Annotated in this window: 18 protein-coding genes and 1 pseudogene; 8 read left to right on the top strand and 11 right to left on the bottom strand. The window is 70.2% G+C overall.

What is annotated here, in order from left to right; genetic code table 11:
- Window positions 1-107 precede the first annotated feature (107 nt).
- The 3 genes and pseudogenes from ACFYO0_RS01360 to ACFYO0_RS01350 form a co-directional block, all read right to left on the bottom strand.
- Window positions 108-251, bottom strand: a complete 144-nt coding sequence (locus ACFYO0_RS01360; protein WP_388670902.1) for a hypothetical protein — start codon at window positions 249-251, stop codon at window positions 108-110.
- Window positions 252-343: 92 nt separating this feature from the next.
- Window positions 344-511: pseudogene (locus ACFYO0_RS01355) on the bottom strand (CoA-disulfide reductase); the annotation flags it as partial.
- Complete coding sequence (locus tag ACFYO0_RS01350) at window positions 508-741, bottom strand: DUF2637 domain-containing protein (RefSeq protein WP_388668744.1); 234 nt, start codon at window positions 739-741, stop codon at window positions 508-510. The pseudogene ACFYO0_RS01355 and the gene ACFYO0_RS01350, both read right to left, overlap by 4 nt.
- A 501-nt stretch (window positions 742-1,242) precedes the next feature.
- Between ACFYO0_RS01350 and ACFYO0_RS01345 the strand changes: the two genes are divergently transcribed.
- Entirely contained in the window at window positions 1,243-2,610 is a 1,368-nt protein-coding gene (locus ACFYO0_RS01345) for a PP2C family protein-serine/threonine phosphatase (RefSeq protein ID WP_388668741.1), read from the top strand.
- A gap of 229 nt (window positions 2,611-2,839) precedes the next feature.
- On the opposite strand, the gene ACFYO0_RS01340 is transcribed toward ACFYO0_RS01345, so the two are convergent.
- Window positions 2,840-4,168: an enolase C-terminal domain-like protein gene (locus ACFYO0_RS01340; RefSeq protein ID WP_388668738.1), complete on the bottom strand. Its 1,329-nt coding sequence runs from the start codon at window positions 4,166-4,168 to the stop codon at window positions 2,840-2,842.
- A 52-nt stretch (window positions 4,169-4,220) separates the two neighbouring features.
- Window positions 4,221-5,558, bottom strand: a complete 1,338-nt coding sequence (locus ACFYO0_RS01335) for a gluconate:H+ symporter (protein ID WP_388668735.1) — start codon at window positions 5,556-5,558, stop codon at window positions 4,221-4,223.
- Between the two features lie 165 nt (window positions 5,559-5,723).
- On the opposite strand from ACFYO0_RS01335, the gene ACFYO0_RS01330 reads away from it, so the two are divergent.
- Complete coding sequence (locus tag ACFYO0_RS01330; protein WP_388668732.1) at window positions 5,724-6,512, top strand: IclR family transcriptional regulator; 789 nt, start codon at window positions 5,724-5,726, stop codon at window positions 6,510-6,512.
- A gap of 12 nt (window positions 6,513-6,524) precedes the next feature.
- Here the strand turns inward: ACFYO0_RS01330 and ACFYO0_RS01325 are convergent, their stop codons facing one another.
- Together ACFYO0_RS01325 and ACFYO0_RS01320 are read right to left on the bottom strand one after the other, a co-directional pair.
- The gene (locus ACFYO0_RS01325; protein WP_388668730.1) at window positions 6,525-7,334 is read right to left on the bottom strand and encodes a zinc-binding dehydrogenase; all 810 of its coding nucleotides are present in this window, start codon (window positions 7,332-7,334) and stop codon (window positions 6,525-6,527) included.
- Between the two features lie 151 nt (window positions 7,335-7,485).
- Window positions 7,486-8,766: an RNA-guided endonuclease InsQ/TnpB family protein gene (locus tag ACFYO0_RS01320; protein ID WP_388668727.1), complete on the bottom strand. Its 1,281-nt coding sequence runs from the start codon at window positions 8,764-8,766 to the stop codon at window positions 7,486-7,488.
- 274 nt (window positions 8,767-9,040) lie between these two features.
- Here ACFYO0_RS01320 and ACFYO0_RS01315 point away from each other — a divergent pair, with 274 nt between their 5' ends.
- Together ACFYO0_RS01315 and ACFYO0_RS01310 are read left to right on the top strand one after the other, a co-directional pair.
- A complete protein-coding gene (locus tag ACFYO0_RS01315; protein WP_388670793.1) occupies window positions 9,041-9,415 on the top strand; it encodes an FCD domain-containing protein in 375 nt (124 codons plus the stop codon).
- Between the two features lie 67 nt (window positions 9,416-9,482).
- A complete protein-coding gene (locus ACFYO0_RS01310) occupies window positions 9,483-10,487 on the top strand; it encodes a glycoside hydrolase family 43 protein (protein ID WP_388670790.1) in 1,005 nt (334 codons plus the stop codon).
- Between the two features lie 5 nt (window positions 10,488-10,492).
- Here the strand turns inward: ACFYO0_RS01310 and ACFYO0_RS01305 are convergent, their stop codons facing one another.
- Window positions 10,493-11,647 carry a Gfo/Idh/MocA family protein gene (locus tag ACFYO0_RS01305; protein WP_388668725.1) on the bottom strand — a complete coding sequence of 385 codons (1,155 nt, stop codon included), beginning with the start codon at window positions 11,645-11,647 and terminating at the stop codon, window positions 10,493-10,495.
- 257 nt (window positions 11,648-11,904) lie between these two features.
- Window positions 11,905-12,852 carry a methionyl-tRNA formyltransferase gene (locus tag ACFYO0_RS01300; protein WP_388668722.1) on the bottom strand — a complete coding sequence of 316 codons (948 nt, stop codon included), beginning with the start codon at window positions 12,850-12,852 and terminating at the stop codon, window positions 11,905-11,907.
- Window positions 12,853-12,937: 85 nt separating this feature from the next.
- Here ACFYO0_RS01300 and ACFYO0_RS01295 point away from each other — a divergent pair, with 85 nt between their 5' ends.
- The 4 genes from ACFYO0_RS01295 to ACFYO0_RS01280 all read left to right on the top strand — a co-directional run bounded on the left by ACFYO0_RS01295 (window position 12,938) and on the right by ACFYO0_RS01280 (window position 19,163).
- Window positions 12,938-14,320: a lysine N(6)-hydroxylase/L-ornithine N(5)-oxygenase family protein gene (locus ACFYO0_RS01295; protein WP_388668719.1), complete on the top strand. Its 1,383-nt coding sequence runs from the start codon at window positions 12,938-12,940 to the stop codon at window positions 14,318-14,320.
- Between the two features lie 153 nt (window positions 14,321-14,473).
- Window positions 14,474-16,177 (top strand): ABC transporter ATP-binding protein, encoded by a 1,704-nt coding sequence (locus tag ACFYO0_RS01290; protein ID WP_388668716.1) that lies wholly within the window; start codon window positions 14,474-14,476, stop codon window positions 16,175-16,177.
- A 41-nt stretch (window positions 16,178-16,218) separates the two neighbouring features.
- On the top strand, window positions 16,219-18,096 hold the full coding sequence (locus tag ACFYO0_RS01285) for an ABC transporter ATP-binding protein (protein ID WP_388668713.1): 1,878 nt from the start codon (window positions 16,219-16,221) through the stop codon (window positions 18,094-18,096).
- Window positions 18,096-19,163: an iron-siderophore ABC transporter substrate-binding protein gene (locus tag ACFYO0_RS01280; RefSeq protein ID WP_388668710.1), complete on the top strand. Its 1,068-nt coding sequence runs from the start codon at window positions 18,096-18,098 to the stop codon at window positions 19,161-19,163. Before ACFYO0_RS01285 ends, ACFYO0_RS01280 begins: the two co-directional genes overlap by 1 nt.
- A gap of 159 nt (window positions 19,164-19,322) precedes the next feature.
- Here the strand turns inward: ACFYO0_RS01280 and ACFYO0_RS01275 are convergent, their stop codons facing one another.
- Together ACFYO0_RS01275 and ACFYO0_RS01270 are read right to left on the bottom strand one after the other, a co-directional pair.
- Window positions 19,323-20,888 (bottom strand): amidohydrolase, encoded by a 1,566-nt coding sequence (locus tag ACFYO0_RS01275; RefSeq protein WP_388668707.1) that lies wholly within the window; start codon window positions 20,886-20,888, stop codon window positions 19,323-19,325.
- Between the two features lie 4 nt (window positions 20,889-20,892).
- On the bottom strand, window positions 20,893-21,129 hold the full coding sequence (locus ACFYO0_RS01270; RefSeq protein WP_388668704.1) for an MbtH family protein: 237 nt from the start codon (window positions 21,127-21,129) through the stop codon (window positions 20,893-20,895).
- Window positions 21,130-21,150: the final 21 nt, after the last annotated feature.

Genomic DNA, 21,150 nt, shown 5'->3' with positions numbered 1-21,150 from the left:
GCAGGTGAGCGCCTGGCGGAAGAGCCTTGACCGCCAGGGCGAGTGCAACAGCAGCCACACACCCGCGGTGGATGCGCACAGCTGCGACTCCGCCGCTGCCTCCTGAGTCAGAAGGGGTCCAGCATCCTGCGCTGTACGTCGAGTTGATGTTCGTTCATCCATGCCTGCACCGCCATCTGGACCGCGTCCCAGGGGGAGCCGAGCGGTGGTGTGTAGGAGAGGTCGAGTTCGCTGATGCCGTCGACCGCCATGCCGTGGAAGAGCGCGGTTGCGTACGTGTCGACGCGCTTGCGACTTCGGCGCCGCGCCGGCCGACCATCTGCGCGCCGAGCAGCAGCCCGCTGTTGGTGTCTCCGGTGACGCGGACGGAGATCGGGGTGGCGCCGGGGTTGTACGCCTTGTGGTCGTCGGGGCGGCTGGCGGTGGTGGCCGGGGTCCGGCCCCGGTCGGCGGCCAGGGCCTCGTGTTCGCGCAGGCCCGTGCGGGCGGCGACGAGGTCGAAGACCTTCACAACCAGATCCAGCGCTTGCCGCCGAGCGCGTTATCGCCGGCGATCCGGCCCTGTTTGTGGGCGGTGCCCAGCGGCAGCCACGTCCTGCCGAGCAGGCGCCCGTCCACGGACAGCGGCCACAACGCGGAAGTCACCGCATCGGCTCCGCCTTGCAGCGCGAAGTCCCGCTGATGCACGTACGACGCGTGGGCCGCGACCCCCGCGACCACGAGAGCACACAGATGCCGCACCCAAGCGTCGGATTCAAACCCACACCGACGGGCAGGACGAGGCCCGCCGACATCCTCCGGCCGCCTCGTCCCGTGCCCGCCCGGACCGTGCCCAGTGCACAATCAGTGCACACTTGCCCGGGAACTCGGGGGAAATCGAGGGAACTGACGGGAAGCGCGCCACGGCCGACACCGCAAGTGCCCAGCTCAGCAAAGGTCCTGCTCAGTCCCGGGCCGCACCACCGGAGCACGAACTGTCCCGCCAGGACTGCTCCTTCGTACCCGGAAATCCGCTCTGACCTGCGAGGCAAGCTCGTCTGGCGACAGCCGTCGCACATCGGTTGCACGACCTGGTGCACGTTTCCTTCCTGCACCAGGTCGGTGGTCACGCGCGAGGCCGAGCCCACTCCTTGCCGTCGGCGCTCGCGGCGGGGCGGGAGGACTGCCGGTGTTCTAAGGTGTGCGATGTGGCCGTATCCGGTCGCAGGACCCCGGGGGTGGCCGGGAAGAGGTGAGGCGCCGATGAGCGGCGACGAGAGCCTTGAGCGCCGGCGTCCGCCGACGGGGTCCGGCCCGGCACGGGATGCGGACCTGAATCGCATCGTGGAGCAGGTCGAACGACTCACCCGAGCTCAGGGACGCATGCAGGCGCTGCTGGATGCGGTGCTGGCGGTCAGCCGGGAGCTGGAGCTGCCGGTGGTGCTGCGGCAGATCGTGAATGCCGCGATGCAGCTGGTGAACGCCCGCTACGGCGCCCTCGGCGTGTTCAACGAGGACCGGGTGGGCCTTCAGGACTTCATCCCGCTCGGCCTGAGCGACACCGAACGCCAGGACCTGGCAGGAGTCCACCCTCCGCACGGCCGCGGACTGCTCGCGCACCTGATCGAGCAGCACGAACCGCTGCGCGTGGAAGACGTGCCGCACCATCCGGACGCGGTCGGCTTCCCCGCGGGGCATCCGCCGATGCGAAGCCTGCTCGGGGTGGCGATCGGCGTGCACGGGCGCATCTACGGCAACCTCTACGTGTCCGACCGACGCGACGGCAAACCCTTCGACGACCAGGACGCGGCGGTCCTCGTCGCGCTGGCCGGGGCTGCCGGCATCGCCATCGAGAACGCCCGGCTGTATCAGCAGGTGCGTTCCTCCGCCGAGCAGTTCCAGCGCCTCCTCCTGCCCACCCTGCCCGACCTGACCCCGTTCACCGCGGCCGCGGTGTACCGGCCGGCGACCGCCCCCGGCCACCACCTGGGCGGCGACTGGTACGACGCCCTGCTGCTCCCGGACGGCGCGTGCGCCGCGATCGTCGGCGACGTGCTGGGCCACGACCTGACGGCGGCGGCCGCCATGGCGCAGACCCGCAACATGCTCCGCGCCCTGCTGTACGACCGGCTCACCCCGCCGAGCCTGGTCCTGGACCGGCTCGACCACGCCCTGCACTCCATCACCGAGGCCCCCGTCACCACCGCCTGCCTGGCCCGCATCGAGTCCGGCCGCGAAGGCTGGCGCATGTACTGGTCGACGGCCGGCCACCTGCCGCCCCTGGTCGTCACCGCCGGCGGCCGCACCCACTACCTGCTGGCCGAACCCGGCGTGCCGCTGGGCGTCGACACCCGGCTGCCACGCCCCGACCACACTCATCCACTGGCCCCCGGAGACACGGTGCTGCTGTTCACCGACGGCCTGGTCGAACACCCCGAGCGTCCTCTGGATGCCGGACTGGACACGCTTGCCGCCACCGCCGCCGCCCACGTCGGGCTGCCCCTCGACGCGCTCTGCCGCACTCTGGCCGACCACAACCCCGGCGACGGCCACGACGACCTCGCCCTTCTCGCCGTGCGCATCCCGCCCATCGGCCCCGGGCACGACCAGGACCAGGACCAGGACCGATAAGTCTGCCCGCCTCCGGGATCACCGCGTCGGTGCCGGGACAGCGTACGCCGGTCAGCCGGGCGACCTTCGCTCCTGGTGCATGCGGGGAAAGCGGCGTGACACGGGCCGTGGCGTCACCGGCGTGCTGCGCCCATCGGAGCGCTGCCCTGAGCAGCAGACGACCGCCGGGGAGTTCGGCGACCTCGTGGAAGGCACCCGAGGAGCGCGGCGCCTGCGGTCCCGGACGGGTTCAGCGCACGAGACAAGGCCGCTTGCTGTCGAAGGCCCAGTCCTTGACCAGGTATCGCATCGCGAGAGCGTCGTCGCGGGACGACAGGTTCTTCTCGCGGTAGAGGTCATGGGCCGCGAGGAGGCGGTCCATGTCGAGGTGGACGCCGAGTCCGGGGGTGTCGGGGACGGCGACCTCGCCGTCGGCGATACGCGGGGGTTCGGTGGTCAGCCGTTCCAGGCCCTCCTGCCAGATCCAGTGCGTGTCAAGAGCGTTGTACTCGCCGGGGGCGGCGGCCCCGCAGTGGGCCATCATCGCCAGGGAGATGTCGAAGTGGTTGTTGGAGTGACAGCCCCAGGTCAGCCCCATCGCGTCGCAGAGCTGGGCGACGCGTACCGAACCCTGCATCGTCCAGAAGTGCGGGTCCGCGAGCGGGATGGAGACCGACTGGAGGGCCAGCGCGTGGGTCAGCTGACGCCAGTCCGTCGCGATCATGTTGGTCGCCGTGGGCAACCCGGTGGCCCGGCGGAACTCCGCGAGGATCTCACGCCCCGAGTAGCCGCCTTCGGCTCCGCACGGGTCCTCGGCGTAGGCGAGCGTGCCGACCAGGGGCTTGCACAGTTCGACGGCCTCCCGCAGGGACCAGGCGCCGTTCGGGTCGAGGGTGATCCGGGCTTCGGGGAAGCGCTCCTTGAGCGCCCGTACCGCCTCGACCTCCTCGCTCCCGGGCAGCACGCCGCCCTTGAGCTTGAAGTCGCGGAAGCCGTACAGGTCGTAGGTCGCCTCGGCCTGACGGACGATCGCCTCGGGGGTCAGGGCCTCCTCGTGCCGGATCCGGTACCAGTCCACGGCCGATCCGGGTTCGCGTACGTACTCCAGATCGGTCCGGTCGGGGTCGCCGATGTAGAAGAGGTAACCGAGGACCCTTACGGAATCGCGCTGCTTCCCGTCACCCAGGAGCGCGGCGACGGGAACCTCCAGGTGTTGCCCGAGGAGATCCAGAAGTGCCGACTCGACGGCGGTGACCGCGTGCACGGTGGTGCGCAGGTCGAAGGTCTGGCCGCCTCTGCCGCCCGAGTCGCGGTCCGCGAATCTGTCGCCGATGGCCCGCAGGACGCGCTTGTAGTCGCCCAGGCGCGCGCCGACGACGAGGGATTCGGCCTCGCGCAGGGTCTTCGTGATCTTCTCGCCGCCGGGTACCTCCCCCAGTCCCGTGCGCCCCTCGGAGTCCTCGAGGACGACGACGTTCCGGGTGAAGTACGGACCGTGGGCGCCGGAGAGGTTGAGCTCCATGGAGTCCCGGCCGGCGACCGGGTGGACGGAGAACTTGGTGACGGTGGGCTGGCTCATGACTGGTCCCTAAGCATGTTGGCGGTCCGGGAAGTGTTCTGCGGGCCATGCATCACAGGTTGAGGACGTCCAAGGCCCATTCGACGGCCAGTACACCGCCCAGGCCAAGGATCGCGAGCACGGTCGTGTAGGTGGTGCGGGCCTTGATCGCGTCGATGACGGACAGGTTGAAGTACTCCTTGAACATCCAGAAGCCCGGGTCGTTCACGTGGGAGAACGCGATCGAGCCGCAGGACACGGCGAGCACCATGATCTCCGGGTGGACTCCGCTGCCCGCGAGCAGCGGCAGCACCACGCCCGAGGCCGTGACGACGGCGACGGTCGCCGAGCCGAGAGCCACGCGGAGGATGGCCGCGATGAGCCAGGCGAGGACGATCGGCGAGATGGACCAGCCGTCGGTCGTGTCCTTGATGTAGTCGGAGATCCCGCCGTCGACGAGGACCTGCTTGAAGGCTCCGCCCGCGCCGATCACGAGCAGGATCATCGCCATCGCCTGGGCCGCCGACCTGCACGAGGCGGCGACTTCATCCAGGCTGCGGCCGATCCGTGGGCCGAAGGCCCAGATGGCGATGCACAGCGTCAGCAGGAGGGCGACCGGTGCCGAGCCGATGAAGGCGATGAAGTGCAGGACGGGGCCGGACGCGGACGTGGCCATGTCGGTCACGGCCGCCCCGGCGATCAGTACGACGGGCAGAAGGGCGACCGACAGCGACCAGGCCATGCCCGGCATCTCCTCGTCGTCGAAGACGCGTTCGCTGACCAGTCCTTTGGGGATGGAGGGGTTCATCGCCCGGACGAACGGCAGGCGCGGCCACAGCAGGGCGATGAGCGCGCCGGCGGGGAGGGCGATGAACAGGCCGTAGAACAGCGTCAGTCCGACCGAGGCGTCGAAGGAGGCGGCCACCGCGGTCGGTCCGGGGTGAGGCGGCAGGAAGCTGTGCATGGTGGACAGGGCGATCGACATCGGGAGCCCGACCCACAGCAGGTTCTTCCCGGTGACGCGAACGATGGTGAACGCGATCGGCACGATGATCACGAACGCGACCTCGTAGAACATCGTGACGCCGATGAGCATGGCCGTCAGCACCATGGCCACCTGCACCCAGCGCGGGCCGCAGATGTCGAGGAGCTTGCCGGCTATGCGCTGGGCCGCGCCGGAGTCCCCCATCACCCGGCCGACCATCGCGCCGAGCCCGATGGTGAGCATCGTGTCGCCGATCTGCCCCCCGATGCCCTCCGAGAGGACCTCAGGGATCTTCTCCAGCGGGATCCCCTGGACGAGTCCGACGCCCACGGCCACGAGGAGGAGGGCGGCGAAGCCGTTGAGTTTCAGCTTCGTCATCAGGAAGAGCAGGACCAGAACACTGATCCCGACGACAACAAGTGGCATGTACCAGTTCCCCTTTGAACCCGGACGCCGTCTTCACCGCGACTGTCGACCAGCTGTCTTCATATGAAGACAACGTCCATGTATGAGGATGGAGGCTAGGCTCATGAACACGAACAGGTCAATGGCCCGGGGCCCACGGATTGCCGACGGACTTACGATCGGCACATGTCACAGGCTGGGGGCGTACCCGAGGTCAAGTCGGCGGTCCGTACGGTCGCGTTGCTCGAACTGCTCGCCGCACGGGGCGACCGGCCGGCGCGGCTGCGCGAGCTCTCCGAGGAGCTGGGCGTGCCCCGCAGCAGCATGTACGCGCTGCTGCAGACACTCGTCGAGCACGGCTGGGTCCGCACGGATGTGACCGGTTCGCTGTACGGCATCGGGATCCGCGCGCTGCTCACCGGCACCAGTTATCTCGACGGTGACAAGCGGGTACGCACAGTCCGCCCCTACCTCGACGAGGCCTCGGACGCGCTCGGCGAGACCATCCACCTGGCCCGCCTCGACGGCTCCGACGTCGTCTACCTCGCGACCCGCGAGTCCCACGAATACCTGCGCACGATCAGCCGGGTCGGCCGCCGCGTCCCCGCCCATGCCGGAGCCCTGGGCAAGGCCCTGCTCGCGGAACGCCCCGACGCCGAACTCCCCCTGTCCGACGAGCCGTTGACGGCCTGCACGGAGAACACGCACACCACCCGGGCGACGCTCCTCAGCGACCTCGCCGGGGTACGCGCACGCGGTTACGCGATCGACCGCGAGGAAACCGTCCCCGGCATCGCCGGCTTCGGCTTCGCGCTGCGCTACGACACCCCGGCCACCGACGCCATCAGCTGCTCGGTACCGGTGTCCCGCCTCACCGAAGGGCATCAGCACCGTATCGTCGCCGTGATGCGGGAGGTACGGGCGAAGATCGAGACACTCCTGCCGCCGACCTCTCGCGATCCTGGTTGGCGTTAGGTGCCGTTGGGGTCAGCCGCCGGGCGGCATGTCGGCCAGGCGCAGCATCACTTTGCTGCTGGCGTTCGTCGGGTCTGCGGCGACGGCCAGCGCCTGCGCGGCCTGGTCCAGCGGGAAGCGGTGGCTGATCACCGGTGTCACATCCAGGCCGTCCCGCAGGGCGCCCAGCGCGTCGTCGATCTCCTCGACGAAACGGTACGAGCCGATCCAGGTGACCTCGCGGGTGACGAGGTCGCCCAGGACTGCGGGCGCGGCCGTCCCCGGCAGGTTCCCGACCTGGACGAGGGTGCCGCCGCGAGCGGTGGCCCTCAGCACGGGGCCGAGCGCGGCCGGTGCGCCGGAGGCCTCGAAGACCACCTCCACGTCCTCGGGCAACCCTTCGTCGCGCGAGAGTTCACGCGTCTCGTCGGCGCCCATGGCGCGCGCGACGGCCAGCGAGGACGCGGCCAGGTCTGCGGCGACGACGGTGCCCGCCCCGCGGTGCTTGGCGGCGGCGACGACCAGGGAGCCGATCGGCCCGGCACCGTTGACGAGGACGCTGCGGCCGCGCAGTTCGGGGACCCGGCCCACGGCGTGCAGCGCGACGGCCAACGGCTCGGCCAGCGCGCCATGTTCGGTGCTGACACCGTGCGGCAGGGGTCGGATCTGCGTGGCGCGTACGGCCCGGTACTCGCTGAACCCGCCGTCGGTGTGCGGGTGGAAGGCCGCCGAGCCGAAATAGCGGACGCGCGGGTGGAGGTTGGTACGTCCCGCGATCCGCTCCGGCAGCCGGCCGTCACCGACCGGCTCGGCCGGGTGGACGGTGACCGGCTGCCCCTCCACGAGGCCTCACACGCCGGGGCCGAGTGCGGCGATCCGGCCCGCGACCTCGTGGCCCAGGACCATCGGGTGCTTGAGCGAGGCGGTGCCGGATGCCCCGTACTTCCATTGAAGTGCTCTCCTCCCTGCGCAAGCTCAGGAAGGAGATTCCCGCCTACCTTGCGGCGGCGGGCTTGACGCGACGAGCGCGCCTGACGACTGCCCTCCCGGCAGCCGGGATCGCTACGAGACCGATCCGGTACAGGTGCAAGATGTTCCGGGCCGCGTTGTGGTCGGCGTTGCCCGACCAGCCGCAGTCCGGGTTCTTGCAGACGAACACGGCTTGGGACTCCCGGCTGCCGGTGGTGGTGCATCCGCATGCCGAGCAGCGCCGGGAGGTGCCGGGGGCGGGGACCTTGACCAGGGTGCCGCCATGCCGGGCGGTCTTGTACGTCAGCATGGTGACCGTGCGGCCCCATGCCTCGGCGGCGATGGAGCGGTTCAGCCCGGCTTTCTGTGCGACGTTCCTGCCGGGCTCTTCGACGGTTCCCCGAGCTGACTTGACCATGTTCGTGATGGTGAGTGCTTCGACCGCAACCGTGCCGTAGGTGCGGGCGATGGTGGTGGTCGTCTGGTGCTGCCAGTCGGCGGCTCGTCGCTTGGCTTTCGCTCGGAGCTGGGCGATCTGGTCATAGATGCGGTGCAGGCGACGGCTGGTGCGCTCGCCCGGCTTGCGACGTTGTTTGCGTTGGGCGGCGCGCTGTTCCAGGCGCAGGAGCTTGGCCTGTTCCTTCTCGGTCAACCACTCGCCGTGCTCGTACGTCGTCCCGTCGGAGAGGGCGAGAGGCACGGTGACGCCCACGTCGATCCCGACCTCCGGGCCCTGGTGAGCCTCGGGCTTGGCCTCCTGCGCCGTCACGCGGAAGGCAATGTGCCAACCAAGGGCGTCCTTGACGAGCCGCGCTCCGGTGATCCGGTTCTCGGTGCCGGCGCGCTTGTCTACGGGCAGGTCTTTGGTCCAGCGGAATCGGACCCGACCGATCTTGGGCAGGTTGACCATGCCCCAGCGGCGATGCACCCGCTTGATGCATAAATCCCGGCCCTGCAGGACGTCCACCGACATGACCGACCGGAAGCGTGCCTTGAACTTCGGGGCGTCCGCCCGGCCCTCCCAGCAGTTGCGCCACGCCTGGACGTACGTCTTCAGCACCGCCTGCGCGGCCTGCGCGGGCAGGACGGCGAGGAAATCGAGGTCCCGGCGGGCCTGGCGAATCGCGGCGTCCGCGTGCGCAAGGGTCCGCTTGTCTTTGGGCATCATCTGCCACCAGGCGTGCAGCAGATTCCACATTGTGCGGGCCGCATGCGCCTGGGCATCGGCCTGCGACACCTCGGCAGGCGACAGTGCAAGCCGGGCACGATGCCCGAACTGTCGCTTGACCAAGGTGCCTTGATTCATAAGACAGCCCCATTCGACAGTTCGCCCGACGCCCATAAGAACGAGCGAGGTCCTCAAAGGTCACCCAACTGGCCCCGATGACATGGCAGCCCGTCACCGACCACCCGGCGTGGTAACCCCTGTCCGCTCAAGGCCCAGCTCTCCGAGCCGGACAGTTCCGTCAAGTGCGTCTCCGCCCGGCTGCTTCTCGTCGGGTTCGTTCTTCGCCGGATCCTGCGGAGGGGCGCCCCCGTGAACGGGGCGCACTGCGCAAGATCAGAGGTGGACGACGAGCATCGCGGCGACGGGCCACCCCCGGTGCGGCCGTGAGCGTGGCCGCGAGGACGGGGCCGATCGCTCCTGCGGGAAGCCGTCGAACTCGCCTCGCTCGACGACCTGCCCGCGGAACTCGCCCCCTCGCGACCGTCGCCGCCAAGCCCGGCGCCTCGGCCTCCACGAGAATGTGTCTCCCGCCGTGTTCGCCGCCCAGCATCACGAGATCTTCGACGCGGTCGTCGGCGGTGACGTGTCGCTCGCGCGCACGGCCATGCGCGCCCATCTGCGGGCGGTCTTCAGCGACATCGAACGCATCCGCGCCCACTCACCGGAACTGTTCGCCTCCGGCTCCGCGAAGGCACCGGTGCGGCGGAACGTCGTGGTCTGGGAATAGCCGCCCCGCCCGGAAACGAGCGTCAACGTATTCTTCGCCCGTGGCCGAGACCGACGAGACCGACCTGATGCGGCTGCCCGACATGCCGCTGCACGATCCGTTCATCGTCGCCGACAGCGAGTCCCGTACGTACCACCTCTACACGTCCAACGACCCGTCCGTGTCGGGTGTGGACGGCACCGGCACGATGGTCTACCGCAGTCGCGACCTGCGGGACTGGATGCGTCCCGTCGTGGTCTTCCGGGCCGCCGAGCAGCAGCGGGAAATGTGGGCGACCGACGGCGGATGGGCGCCGGAGGTGCACGCATGGGGCGGCAGGTACTACCTGTTCACCACGCTGCACAACCAGGACAAGCCGCTTCCGGTACCACCCGCCGGCCGATGGGGCACGCCGTTCCAGCTCCCGAACCACATGCGCGGCACCATCGTCGCCGTGTCCGACTCACTGCTGGGGCCCTTCACCGTCATCGACCCGGCGCGCCCCACCCCGCCCGAGCACCTGATGACCCTCGACGGCACGCTCCACGTCGACCCGGCCGGGCAGCCCTGGATGGTGTACGCCCACGAGTGGCTGCAGACCATCGACGGAACCATGGAAGCGGTCCGGCTGGCTCCGGACCTGACCCGGGCGATCGGAGATCCGGTCTTCCTGTTCAAGGCGTCGGACGCGTTCTGGATCAGCGAGCAGGTCCCCGGCGGCGTACCGCACCAGCTCGCGCCCTACGTCACCGACGGCCCGCAGCTGTACCAGACCCCTGACGGATCCCTGCTCATGCTGTGGTCGACGTACGAAAAGAACGTGGCCGGCCAGGACGGCACCATCAGCGGCGGCTATGTGCAGACGTACGCCGTCTCCAAGTCCGGTGACATCGAAGGGCCGTGGGAACAGCAGCGCCCTCTCGTCCGGAACGACAGTGGTCACGGCATGCTGTTCCACACCTTCGACGGTGAGCTGATGATGATCCTGCACCGCCCGTTCGAGAACGCCCGCGGGAAGCTGTACGAGATGCAGCTCCTCGGGCACGAGCTACGGGTGCTCCGCCGGCGCACCGATCTCGACGGCGGCGGCTGACGCGTTCACCTCAGATCCACCCACGTTCCCTGCTCGGCTGAGCGCGCCATGGCGTCCAGCGCCACCGCGCTCGCCACGGCGTCGGCCGGCGTCGGCCCGTGCGGAACGCCTTCGGCGATCGAACGCACGAAGTGGTGGGCCTCGATGACCTTCAGGTCGTCGTAGCCCATGCTGTTGGCCGAGCCCGGCTGGAAGGCGGCGTACTCGCCGTGTCCGGGGCCGACGTACAGGGTGCTCACGGGCTGGTCCTGGTAGCTGGTGCCGCGGCTGACGGCGAGTTCTCCCATACGGCGGTAGTCCCAGAACACCGCGCCGGTGGTGCCGTGGATCTCGAATCCGTAGTTGTTCTGCTCGCCGACCGAGACCCGGGACGCCTCCAGGACGCCGCGGGCACCGGAGGCGAAACGAAGGAGGCAGTTGACGTAGTCCTCGTTCTCCACCGGACCGAGTTCGCCGCCGGCGGCCCGGGTGTGACCGGCGGTGGCGCCGGTGGGGCGGGCCCGCTCGGGGATGAAGACGGCGGTGTCGGCGGTGAGGGAGGCGATGTCCCCGAGCAGGAAGCGGGCCAGGTCGACGCCGTGTGAGGCCAGGTCGCCCAGGACCCCGCTTCCCCCGCGCTCCCGCTCGTACCGCCAGGTCAGGGCGCCCTCGGGGTGCGCCGCGTAGTCGCTGAACAGCCGGATGCGTACGTGCGTGACCGTGCCGATCTCGCCGGAGGCGACCAGCTCGCGGGCGGCCTCGACGGCGGGCGCGTTGCGGTAGTTGAAGCCGACCGTGCCCTGTACGTCCGCCTTGCCGAGGGCGTCGGCGACGGCCCTGGCGTCTTCGGCGGTCAGGCCCACCGGCTTCTCGATCCAGATGTGCTTGCCCGCCTCGGCCATCGCCACGCCGATCTCGCGGTGCAGGAAGTTCGGGGCGGTGATGCTCACCGCTCGCACCCGCGGATCGGCGGCCACCTCACGCCAGTCGCGGGCCGCGGACGCGAAGCCGTACCGCTCTGCCGCCTCCTCGGCGCGGCCGGGCACCTCGTCCGCGACGGTGACCAGTTCGGGCCGCAGGGGCAGTTGCGGGAAGTGGTGCGGCAGGCGGGCGTAGGCCTGTGTGTGCACGCGTCCCATCCAGCCGAAGCCGACGACGGCGATGCCGAGCGTATTCACCATGAGAGCCCTTCTTTGGACCGATCGAGAACCTGCGGCTCACGACTCTGCCTCATGGGCCACGACCGCGCCCCGCTGGGTGAGGCGTTTCGAAGCTGCGGGTCCGTCGCGGCTGATCGCTCCCCCGCTCAAGGGGGTCCCCATCGCGGCGGAGCCGCAGATCGGCACAGCCCCGCGCCCCTGAAGGGGCCTGCGGCCTCCCCAGGGGCGCGGTTCCGCACGGACTTCGGCAAGATCGCCTGGGCCGTCGACCACTCACTTCACGGGCGGGCCGTGAGATAGCCCCCCATCGTGCGGAAGTAGTCCTTCGCCGCGTGCTCCGTACCGTCCTCGGTACGGACCCGCTTCACGCAGAGGCCGCGCAACCGGCCGTTCCGGGCCTCGGCGCCGGCGACGATGACCACGCCGTCGCCCTCGCGGATGAAGATACGGCCGGGGGTGCCGCCGTAACGGCCCTCCGACACCGCTGCCTCGACGATGCGCAGGCGCTGACCACGGTGGTGGGTGAAGGCGTTGGGGTACGGGTCGCACTGGGCGCGCACCAGGCGCTCCAGGTCCTCGGCCGGCCAGGTCCAGTCGATCCGGCTGTCCTCGAGCGACCGCTTGTGGAAGAAGCTCGCCCGGCTGCGGTCCTGCGGGATCCACCGCGCGCGGCCCGAGGCGATCAGGTCCAGGGACTCGGTCACGACCGGTGTGATCAGGTCGACCGTGCGGTGGAACAGATCGGTGACGGTGTCGGTGGGGCCCACAGGAACGGCTCGCTGCAACAGGATGTCGCCCGCGTCGAGTTCGGCGTTCATCCGGTGCGCCGTGACGCCGACTTCCCGCTCGCCGTTGATCAGCGCCCAGATCAGCGGGGAGAAGCCCGCGTACGCCGGAAGCAGCGAGTCGTGGATGTTGAGCGTGCCGTGGGGCGGGAGGTCGAAGACCTCGGAAGGCAGCACGGTCCGCCAGTTGTTGGCGACGATCAGGTCCGGTTCCGCTTCGCGCAGCGCGGTGAGGAGTTCGGCGTCGTCGGGGCGGTTGCGCAGCAGTACCGGGATGCCGTGCTTCTCGGCGAGATCGGCCACCGAGTCGTCCCAGATCTTCTCGTACACGTGGTCGCTCTTGGGGTGGGTCACGGCCATGACCACCTCGTGATCGGACTCCAGCAGAGCCTGGAGGGTGCGGTGCCCCCAGGTCTGATAGCCGAACATGACGACCCGCATACTCGATCCTCTCCTAGGACACACCATTGCAAGGTAAGGCTAACCTTATTTAACATCAGTGGCGCCTAAGGGAAGGAAAGTTGCGGTGAACGCACTGCACGACGAACCGGACGCCATCCACGATCTGATCGGCGTAGGTTTTGGCCCGTCAAATCTCGCGCTGGCCATCGCGGTTGAGGAACACAACTCCCGAGCCGCCCCCGACCAGCGCCTTCGAGCCCGGTTCCTGGAGCGCCAGCCGTCCTTCGGCTGGCACCGTGGCATGCTCATCGACGATGCCACGATGCAGGTGTCCTTCCTCAAGGACCTTGTCACGATGCGCAATCCGACCAGCGATTTCAGCTTCCTGTGCTTCCTGCGGGAGCGCGGCAGACTCGTGGACTTCCTCAACGCGAAGACGCTCTTCCCGCTGCGGATCGAGTTCCACGAATACTTCGAGTGGGCCGCCGCCCGGATCGCTCACCAGGTCGACTACGGCGCCGAAGTCGTGTCCGTAGAGCCGGTACTGGCCGAGAACGGCGAGGTCCGCTGGTTCGACGTGGTCAGCCGCGTCCCCGGCGCACCCGAACGCACCGTCGTGCGCAGGGCCCGTAACATCTCGGTGGCCGCCGGCCTGGAGCCCCATCTCCCGCCGGGCACCGAGCTGTCGGACCGCATCTGGCACAACAGCCAACTGGTGCCGCGCGTAAGCGAGTTGAGCGACTCCGGCACTTCGGTGGGCCGTATCCTGGTACTCGGAGCCGGTCAGAGCGCCGCAGAGGCGGTCGACTACCTGCACCGCTCCTTCCCCGAGGCGGAGGTCTGCGCGGTCTTCGCCAAGTACGGGTACACACCCGCCGACGACAGCCCCTTCGCCAACCGGATCTTCGACCCGGAGGCCGTGGACGTCTACTTCCAGGCCAAGCCGGAGGTGAAGCAGTCCCTGGTCGACTACCACCGCAGCACCAACTACTCGGTGGTGGACATGGACTTGATCGAGTCGCTGTACGCGACCATGTACCGCGAGAAGGTCCAGGGCCACGAGCGGCTGCGCGTGCGCAATGTCTCCCGCATCCGGGACGTCCGCACGCTGGACGACCGCCTGGACGTCACCGTCGAGTTCCTCCCCACCGGTGAGCGGGAGGTGCTCTCCGCCGACCTGCTGGTCCATGCGACCGGCTACCGGCCCCGGGACCTCGACCAACTGCTGGGCAGGGCCGCGAAGCTCTGCCTGCGGGACGACGACGACGCCGTACGCGTGGGCCGCGACCATCGCGTGGAGGCCGCGCCCGATGTCACCGCCGGCATCTATCTGCAGGGCGCGACCGAGCACACGCACGGCCTCACCTCGACCCTGCTGTCCACGACGGCCGTGCGCTCCGGCGAGATCCTCGACTCCCTGCTCACCCATCGTGCGAGCGACGCGGAGGCGGGCATCAATCCCCCGGTCGGTTCCCCAGCCCGTCCATCCGTCAATTCCTCGGCCTGAAAGGGCGGTTCATCGTCATGACGACGGCACGCGCACGCGTGCCGTCGCCCTGCGCCCGGGGTGGTCGCGTGCGCGCCCCGGGCTGGGCAGGCATCTCGACTTAGGGTAGCCTCACCTTGGTTTTTCTCTTTGTCCGATCCCGGAGGGGTACGGGTGGGTCCTTCATATCCGTCGGGACGGGACGTCCTGAGGGGCGCGGTCAGGGGTCAGCGACGCAATGTCGCGCTCGGCTCTCTCCTCGGCTCCGGGCATCAGATCGGCGAGGCACTGGTGCCGGTTCTGATCGGCATCGTGATCGACCAGGCCGTCACGGACTCCGACACCGGCGCCCTGTTCCTCTGGCTGGCGATCCTCGCCGTGGTCTATGTGGGACTGGCGTTGAGCTTCCGCATCGGCGCCTGGTCCGGTGAAAAGGCCTCCGTGCAGGCCGAGCACTCGCTGCGCATCACCCTCGTACGCAGGGTCCTGGACCCCGGCGGCGGAGCGGAGGAGGGCCGGCTGCCCGGAGCGCTGGCCAATATCGCGACCGAGGACGCCAAGCGGGTCGGCGTCGTCAACCTGGCGCTGATGTTCGGGATTTCGGCACTGATGGGCCTGCTCACCTGTGCCGTCGCCCTGCTGCGCACGTCGGTGCTGCTCGGTCTGGTGGTGCTGCTCGGCACACCTGTCCTGCTCTGGCTGGGGCATCTGCTGAGCAAGCCGCTGGAGAGCCGCAGCGAGGCCGAGCAGGAGCGGGCGGCGCACGCCTCGGCCGTGGCCGCCGACCTGGTGGCCGGACTGCGGATCCTGAAGGGCATCGGCGGCGAGTCGACGGCCATCGCCCGCTACCGCACCACCAGCCGCGACTCCCTGCAGGCGACCTTGCGGGCCGCTCGCGCGCAGGCCTTCCAGAACGGCATGGTCCTGGCGCTGACGGGCTGTCTGATCGCCGTCGTGGCACTGGTCGGTGGCCGGCTTGCCGCTCAAGGCAGCATCAGTCTGGGCGAGTTGGTGTCGGCGGTCGGGCTCGCGCTCTTCCTGCTCGGGCCCCTGGAGACGCTCGCCTGGGTCAACGCCGAGTTCGCGCAGGGCCGGGCCTCGGCCGCCCGGATCGCGGAGGTGCTGGCCACGCCGCAAGCCGTCACGTCCGGCGGCCGGAGCCTGCCGCAGCAGGTGCGCGGCGCGGTCCGGCTGAGCGGGCTGAGCCATGGCGGGCTGCGCGAGGTGGACCTGGACATCGCACCCGGTGAACTCCTCGGCGTGGTCGCGACCGACCCCGCGCACGCCGCCGACCTGCTGCGCTGTCTGTCCCGGCAGACCGACCCCGAAGCCGGAACGGTCGAACTGGACGGGGTGCCCCTGCGTGACCTTGATCCCGCCGAGTTGCGTACGAGCCTGCTGGTGGCCGAGCACGACGCGGACCTCTTCGAGGGCACCGTCCGCGAGAACGTCACGGCCGCCGTCGTCGCCGGTTCCGAATCCGCCGATCCGGAGGCGGCGATGGCCGCGGCGGGGGTGGCCCAGGTCGCGCAGACCCTGCCGGACGGCGAGGACACGGCGGTCAGTGAGCGTGGCCGGTCCCTCTCGGGCGGGCAGCGTCAACGGGTCGCTCTCGCCCGCGCGTTGGCGGCCGGCCGGCCCGTGCTGGTGGTCCACGATCCGACCACCGCGGTCGACGCGGTGACCGAGGCCCGGATCGCGGCCGGCCTGAGGGATATCCGCAAGGGCCGCACCACGGTGCTCGTGACGACCAGCCCGGCGCTGCTCGCGGTCACGGACCGGGTGGTGCTGCTCGACGACGGCCGGATCGCCGACACGGCCCCGCACACCGATCTGGTACGCCGTCACGAGGCGTACCGCGCGGCGGTGCTGTCATGAGCGGCACCTCGGCGAACGGGAACGACGGGAACAAGAAAGCGATGACTGGCGCAGACCCCGGCCCTGGCCCCAGTACGGACGAGCAGGGGCACGACACCCGGGAACTGTTGCCGACGGCGACCGGGGCCCGCACCCGTGCCGCCGTCCGCGAACTGGTGCGTCCGCGGCGCGGCCTGGCCCTCGGCAGCTTCGCGGTGATGGTCGCGGCCACCGGTGTGGGCCTGCTCGTCCAGCCGCTGCTGGGCCGCATCGTGGACGTGGTGGCCGAGGGGCGCCCGCCCGGGGACGTGACGACTCCGGTCGTCCTCCTGGTGCTGGTCGCCCTCGCCCAGGGCGGCACCACCGCGCTGGGCCTGACGCTGGTCTCCCGGCTCGGCGAGACCCTGCTGGCGCAGCTGCGCGAGCGGTTCGTGGAGAAGGCGCTGCGGCTGCCGCTGGAACAGGTGGAGAAGGCGGGTGCGGGAGACCTCACCGCCCGGGTCACCCGGGACGTCTCGGTGGTCGCGGAGGCGGTGCGCAACGCCCTGCCCGAACTGGCCCGCTCCCTGCTGGCCATCGTGCTGACGCTGGGCGCGATGGCGGCGCTGGACTGGCGTTTCCTGCTCGCGGCACTCCTCGCGGTGCCCGTCCAGGCGCACACCGCGCGTTGGTACGTGCGCCACGCCGTTCCGCTCTACGCCCGTCAGCGCATCGCGACGGGTGATCAGCAGCAGCAGCTCCTCGACTCCATCGCCGGGGCGAGTACGGTACGGGCGTTCCGGCTGGAGGAGCAGCACACGGCGCATGTGACCCGGCGGTCGTCCGCGGCGGTCGAGCTGACGCTGCGCGGAGTGAAGCTGGTGCTGCGGTTCTACAACCGGCTGCACGTGGCCGAGTACACCGGCCTCGCCGCGGTCCTCGTCACCGGGTTCCTGCTGGTGCGCGCCGACTCTGTGTCCATCGGCACCGCCACCGCCGCGGCCCTGTACTTCCACAGTCTGTTCGCCCCGATCAACGCCGCGCTGGTGCTGCTCGACGACGCGCAGTCGGCGACCGCCGCACTCGCCCGGCTGATCGGGGTCGCCGACCAGCCGGACCCCGAGCCCGAGGAAACGGCGAAACCGCACCAGCGGCGGGAGCCGGGCACGACGGCGGACGGCACTGTCACCGTGACCGGCATCGACCACGCGTACGAGCCCGGCCGCCCCGTCCTGCACGAGGTGGACCTGACCCTCCGGGCCGGCGAACGCGTGGCCCTGGTCGGCCCGAGCGGCGCGGGCAAGACGACCCTGGCCAAGCTCATCGCGGGCGTACACGCCCCGACGTCCGGCTCGGTGCATCTGACCGGCGCCGGAGCGTACGGCGACGGCGAGGGTCTGCCGGTGGCCCTGGTCACCCAGGAGACGCATGTCTTCGCCGGTTCGCTCGCGGAGGACCTGCGCCTGGCGCGGGCCGAAGCCACCGGCGAAGAGCTGCGCACGGCCCTGGCCACCGTGGAGGCCCTGGACTGGGTCGAAGCGCTGCCGGAGGGCCTGGACACGGTCGTGGGCGAGGGCGGACACCGCCTCACGCCCGCCCAGGTCCAGCAACTCGCCCTGGCGCGGCTGGTGTTGGCCGATCCCCCGGTGGCCGTGCTCGACGAGGCGACCGCCGAGGCCGGCAGCACCGGAGCCCGGCTGCTGGAGCGGGCGGCCGACCGGGCGGTGGACGGCCGCACGGCGCTGGTCGTCGCACACCGCCTCACCCAGGCCGCGGCCGCGGACCGGATCGTCGTCATGGACGGCGGCCGGATCGTGGAGAGCGGCACCCATGACGAGCTGTGCGCGGCGGGCGGGACCTACGCCTCCCTGTGGGAGGCCTGGTCCGGTACGCGCAGCACGGCCGATCAGCCCCCCACGAAGCAGCACCGTCCCGACACAACCACCATGAAGGACCATTGATGCTCGGCTCTCTCAGAGGTACACGCCTCGCCACGGCGCTCGTCTCCGCGCTTCTGCTCTTCACCACCGCCACGGCCTGCGGCTCGGGAGATGATTCCGAGGCAGCCGCAGAGAACGCAGGGAACAAGGAATCCGCGAACAGCGCCTTCCCGGTGTCCATCCCGCACAAGTACGGCAACACCTCCATCAAGGCGGAGCCCAAGCGGATCGTCACGGTAGGTCTGACCGACCAGGACGCCGTGCTCGCCCTGGGCAAGGTGCCCGTCGGCACCACCGAGTGGCTCGGCGGCTACAAGGGCGCCATCGGCCCGTGGGCCGCCGACAAGCTGGGCAGTTCGAAGGCGCCCACGGTGCTGAAGGACACCGGCACCGGTCCGCAGACGGAGAAGATCGCCGCGCTCAAGCCCGACCTGATCCTCGCGGTCTACGGGGGTCTGACCAAGGAGCAGTACGAGACCCTGTCGAAGTTCGCGCCGGTGGTGGCCCAGCCGAAGGCGTACAACGACTACGGCGTCCCGTGGCAGGAGCAGACCGAGATCATCGGCAAGGCGCTCGGCCAGGAGGCGCAGGCGAAGGAGCTCGTCGAGGGCGTCCAGGCCGACTTCAAGAAGGCGGCCGGGGACAACCCGGACTTCGCCGGGAAGACCGCCGTGATGGCCACCCCGTACGAGGGCATGTTCGTCTTCGGCAGCCAGGACCCGCGCTCCCGGCTGCTCACGGATCTCGGTTTCAAGCTGCCGACCGATCTGGACAAGGTCATCGGCGACGAGTTCGGCGCCAACATCAGCAAGGAGCGCACCGATCTGCTGGACACGGACGCCCTCGTGTGGATCGTCTCCGATGTGGCCAAGGACGAGGCCAAGCTTGACAAGAACGCCCTCTACGCCGACTTGAACGTGGCGAAGCAGGATCGTGAGGTCTTCGTCCCGGAGACGAGCGACTACGGCAACTCCGTGTCGTTCGTGACGGTCCTGAGCCTGCCGTACATGCTCGACCGCCTGGTGCCGCAGTTGGCCGCGGCCGTTGACGGCGACACGGCCACGAAGGTGGAGCAGCCGGCGTCCTGAGACACCGGCTGCTCGGATGGAAGCGGAGTTCGACTGCGGGTCCGTTGTGGCTGGTCGCGCAGTTCCCCGCGCCCCTGAAAGGAAGGCCTGCGGCCTCCTTTCAGGGGCGCGGGGGCGAGGCCCGCTGCTGCGCTCCACCGGGCGAGACCAGGTGGTCGGTTATTCGTCGGTCTCCTGACCGTCGACGAACGTCGTCACCACCTCGATGTCGCCGATGCGTGAGGTGTCGACCCGCCTCGGGTCGTCTCCCAGCACGACCAGATCGGCGCGCTTGCCCGGGGTGAGACTGCCCGCGACGGAGTCCCAGTGGCAGGCGAAGGCCCCGCCGACGGTGTAAGCGCGCAGGGCCTCGTCGACGGTGACGGACTCGTCCGGGCCGATCACCTGGCCCGACTCCGAAGCCCGCTCGACCATGAACTGGACGGCCCGCAGCGGTGATCCGTCCGCGACAGGCCGGTCGGAGCTGCCCACCAGTGTGATGCCGTGCTCGAGAAATCCCCTTCCCCGGTACATCCACGGCGCCCGCTCCTCGCCCATGATCGAGGCGTAGTCGTCGCCGAAGTAGCGCAGGAAGTTCGGCTGCACCACGGCGCTCACGCCGAGCCGCGCCATGCGGGTCAGCTGGTCGGGCCGGATCAGTCCCGCGTGTTCGATGCGGTGCCGTGCGCCCGGCCGCGGCCGGAGGTGATGCGCCCGCTCCAGGGCGTCAAGGGCGACGTCGGCCGCGCGGTCGCCGATGGCGTGGACGGCGAGCTGCCAGCCGCCGAGATGGCCGTCCACGATCGTGTCCGCGAGCACCTCGGGCTCGTCCTGCAACTGGCCGGCGTGGTCCAGGCCTTCGTACGGGCTGCTGAGTGCGGCCGTACGGGCCATCATGCCGCCGTCGGTGTAGATCTTCAGCGCGCCCACGGAGAGCCATTCGTCCCCGAACCCGGTGCGCAGTCCGAGGTCGAGGGCGCGCGGGATGCCGTCGTCCTCGTGTGCGGCGACCGGGTTCAGCCGGTCCGCTGCCACCATGAGCTGCACCCTCAGCGGCAACTTCCCCTGATCGCGGGCGAGTTGGTAGGCGCCCAGCTCGACCGGACTGTGCCCGAACAGGGCGCCGCCGATGCCCGCCTCGGCGCAGGCCGTCACGCCCTCGGTCAGACAGACGCGGGCCGCGCGCCCGATCGCCCGCGCCAACTCCTCCTGGGAGTACGGCAGTCGCAGCGCCCTTGCGGCTCCCATGGCCTGCTCGGCGAGGAAGCCGTCCTCGTGCGGTACATGGGCGGGCAGCAGGTCCAGGACGGCGGTGTTGACCACACAGCCGTGTCCGGAGTCGTGCAGCAGGTACACCTTGCGCCCCTCGCTGACCTTGTCCAGCTCGGCGGCGGTCAGATGGCGGCCCAGTGCCCGCTGGTCGTACCCCACGAGCTGCGTCCAGCCTCCGGGCGGCGTGCCCGCCACGGCGGCCGCGACGACCCCGAGCACGTCGTCGGCCGAGGTGCACGGCGTCACGCTCGGGGTGGCCGCCTTGAGGCCGGTCCACGCCAGGTGCACATGGCTGTCGATGAACCCGGGCAGCACGGTGGCGCCCTGGAGATCCACCACCCGGCGCGCGGGCAGCGCGGTCACCGCCTCGTCCAGGCCCACGATCCGGCCCTGCCAGATGCCGAGGTCGTGGGCGACGGGGTGGTCCGGGTCCATCGTCAGGATGTGCGCGTTGGTGAGTCTGGTGCTGAGCATCGGGTCAGCCGGTCCGCTCCATCCGCTCCATCCGCTCCACCAGACTCGTGGGTCGCATGTCGGTCCAGTTGGTCTCGATGTAGTCGAGGCACTCCTGACGGGGGCCAGGGCCGTGGGCGACGGTCCAGCCCGCGGGGACGTCCACGAAGTCGGGCCAGAGGCTGTGCTGGCCCTCGTCGTTGACGAGCACGGAATAGACGCCGTCGGGGTTCTCGAACGGGTTGGTGTTGCCGCTGCTCATGCGGTGATCCTCCTGGGTGCG

The sequence above is a fragment of the Streptomyces sp. NPDC006365 genome (genome assembly GCF_042870755.1).
Lineage (GTDB): Bacteria > Actinomycetota > Actinomycetes > Streptomycetales > Streptomycetaceae > Streptomyces > Streptomyces xiangluensis.
This window is presented reverse-complemented; position numbering and strand designations above follow the sequence as displayed.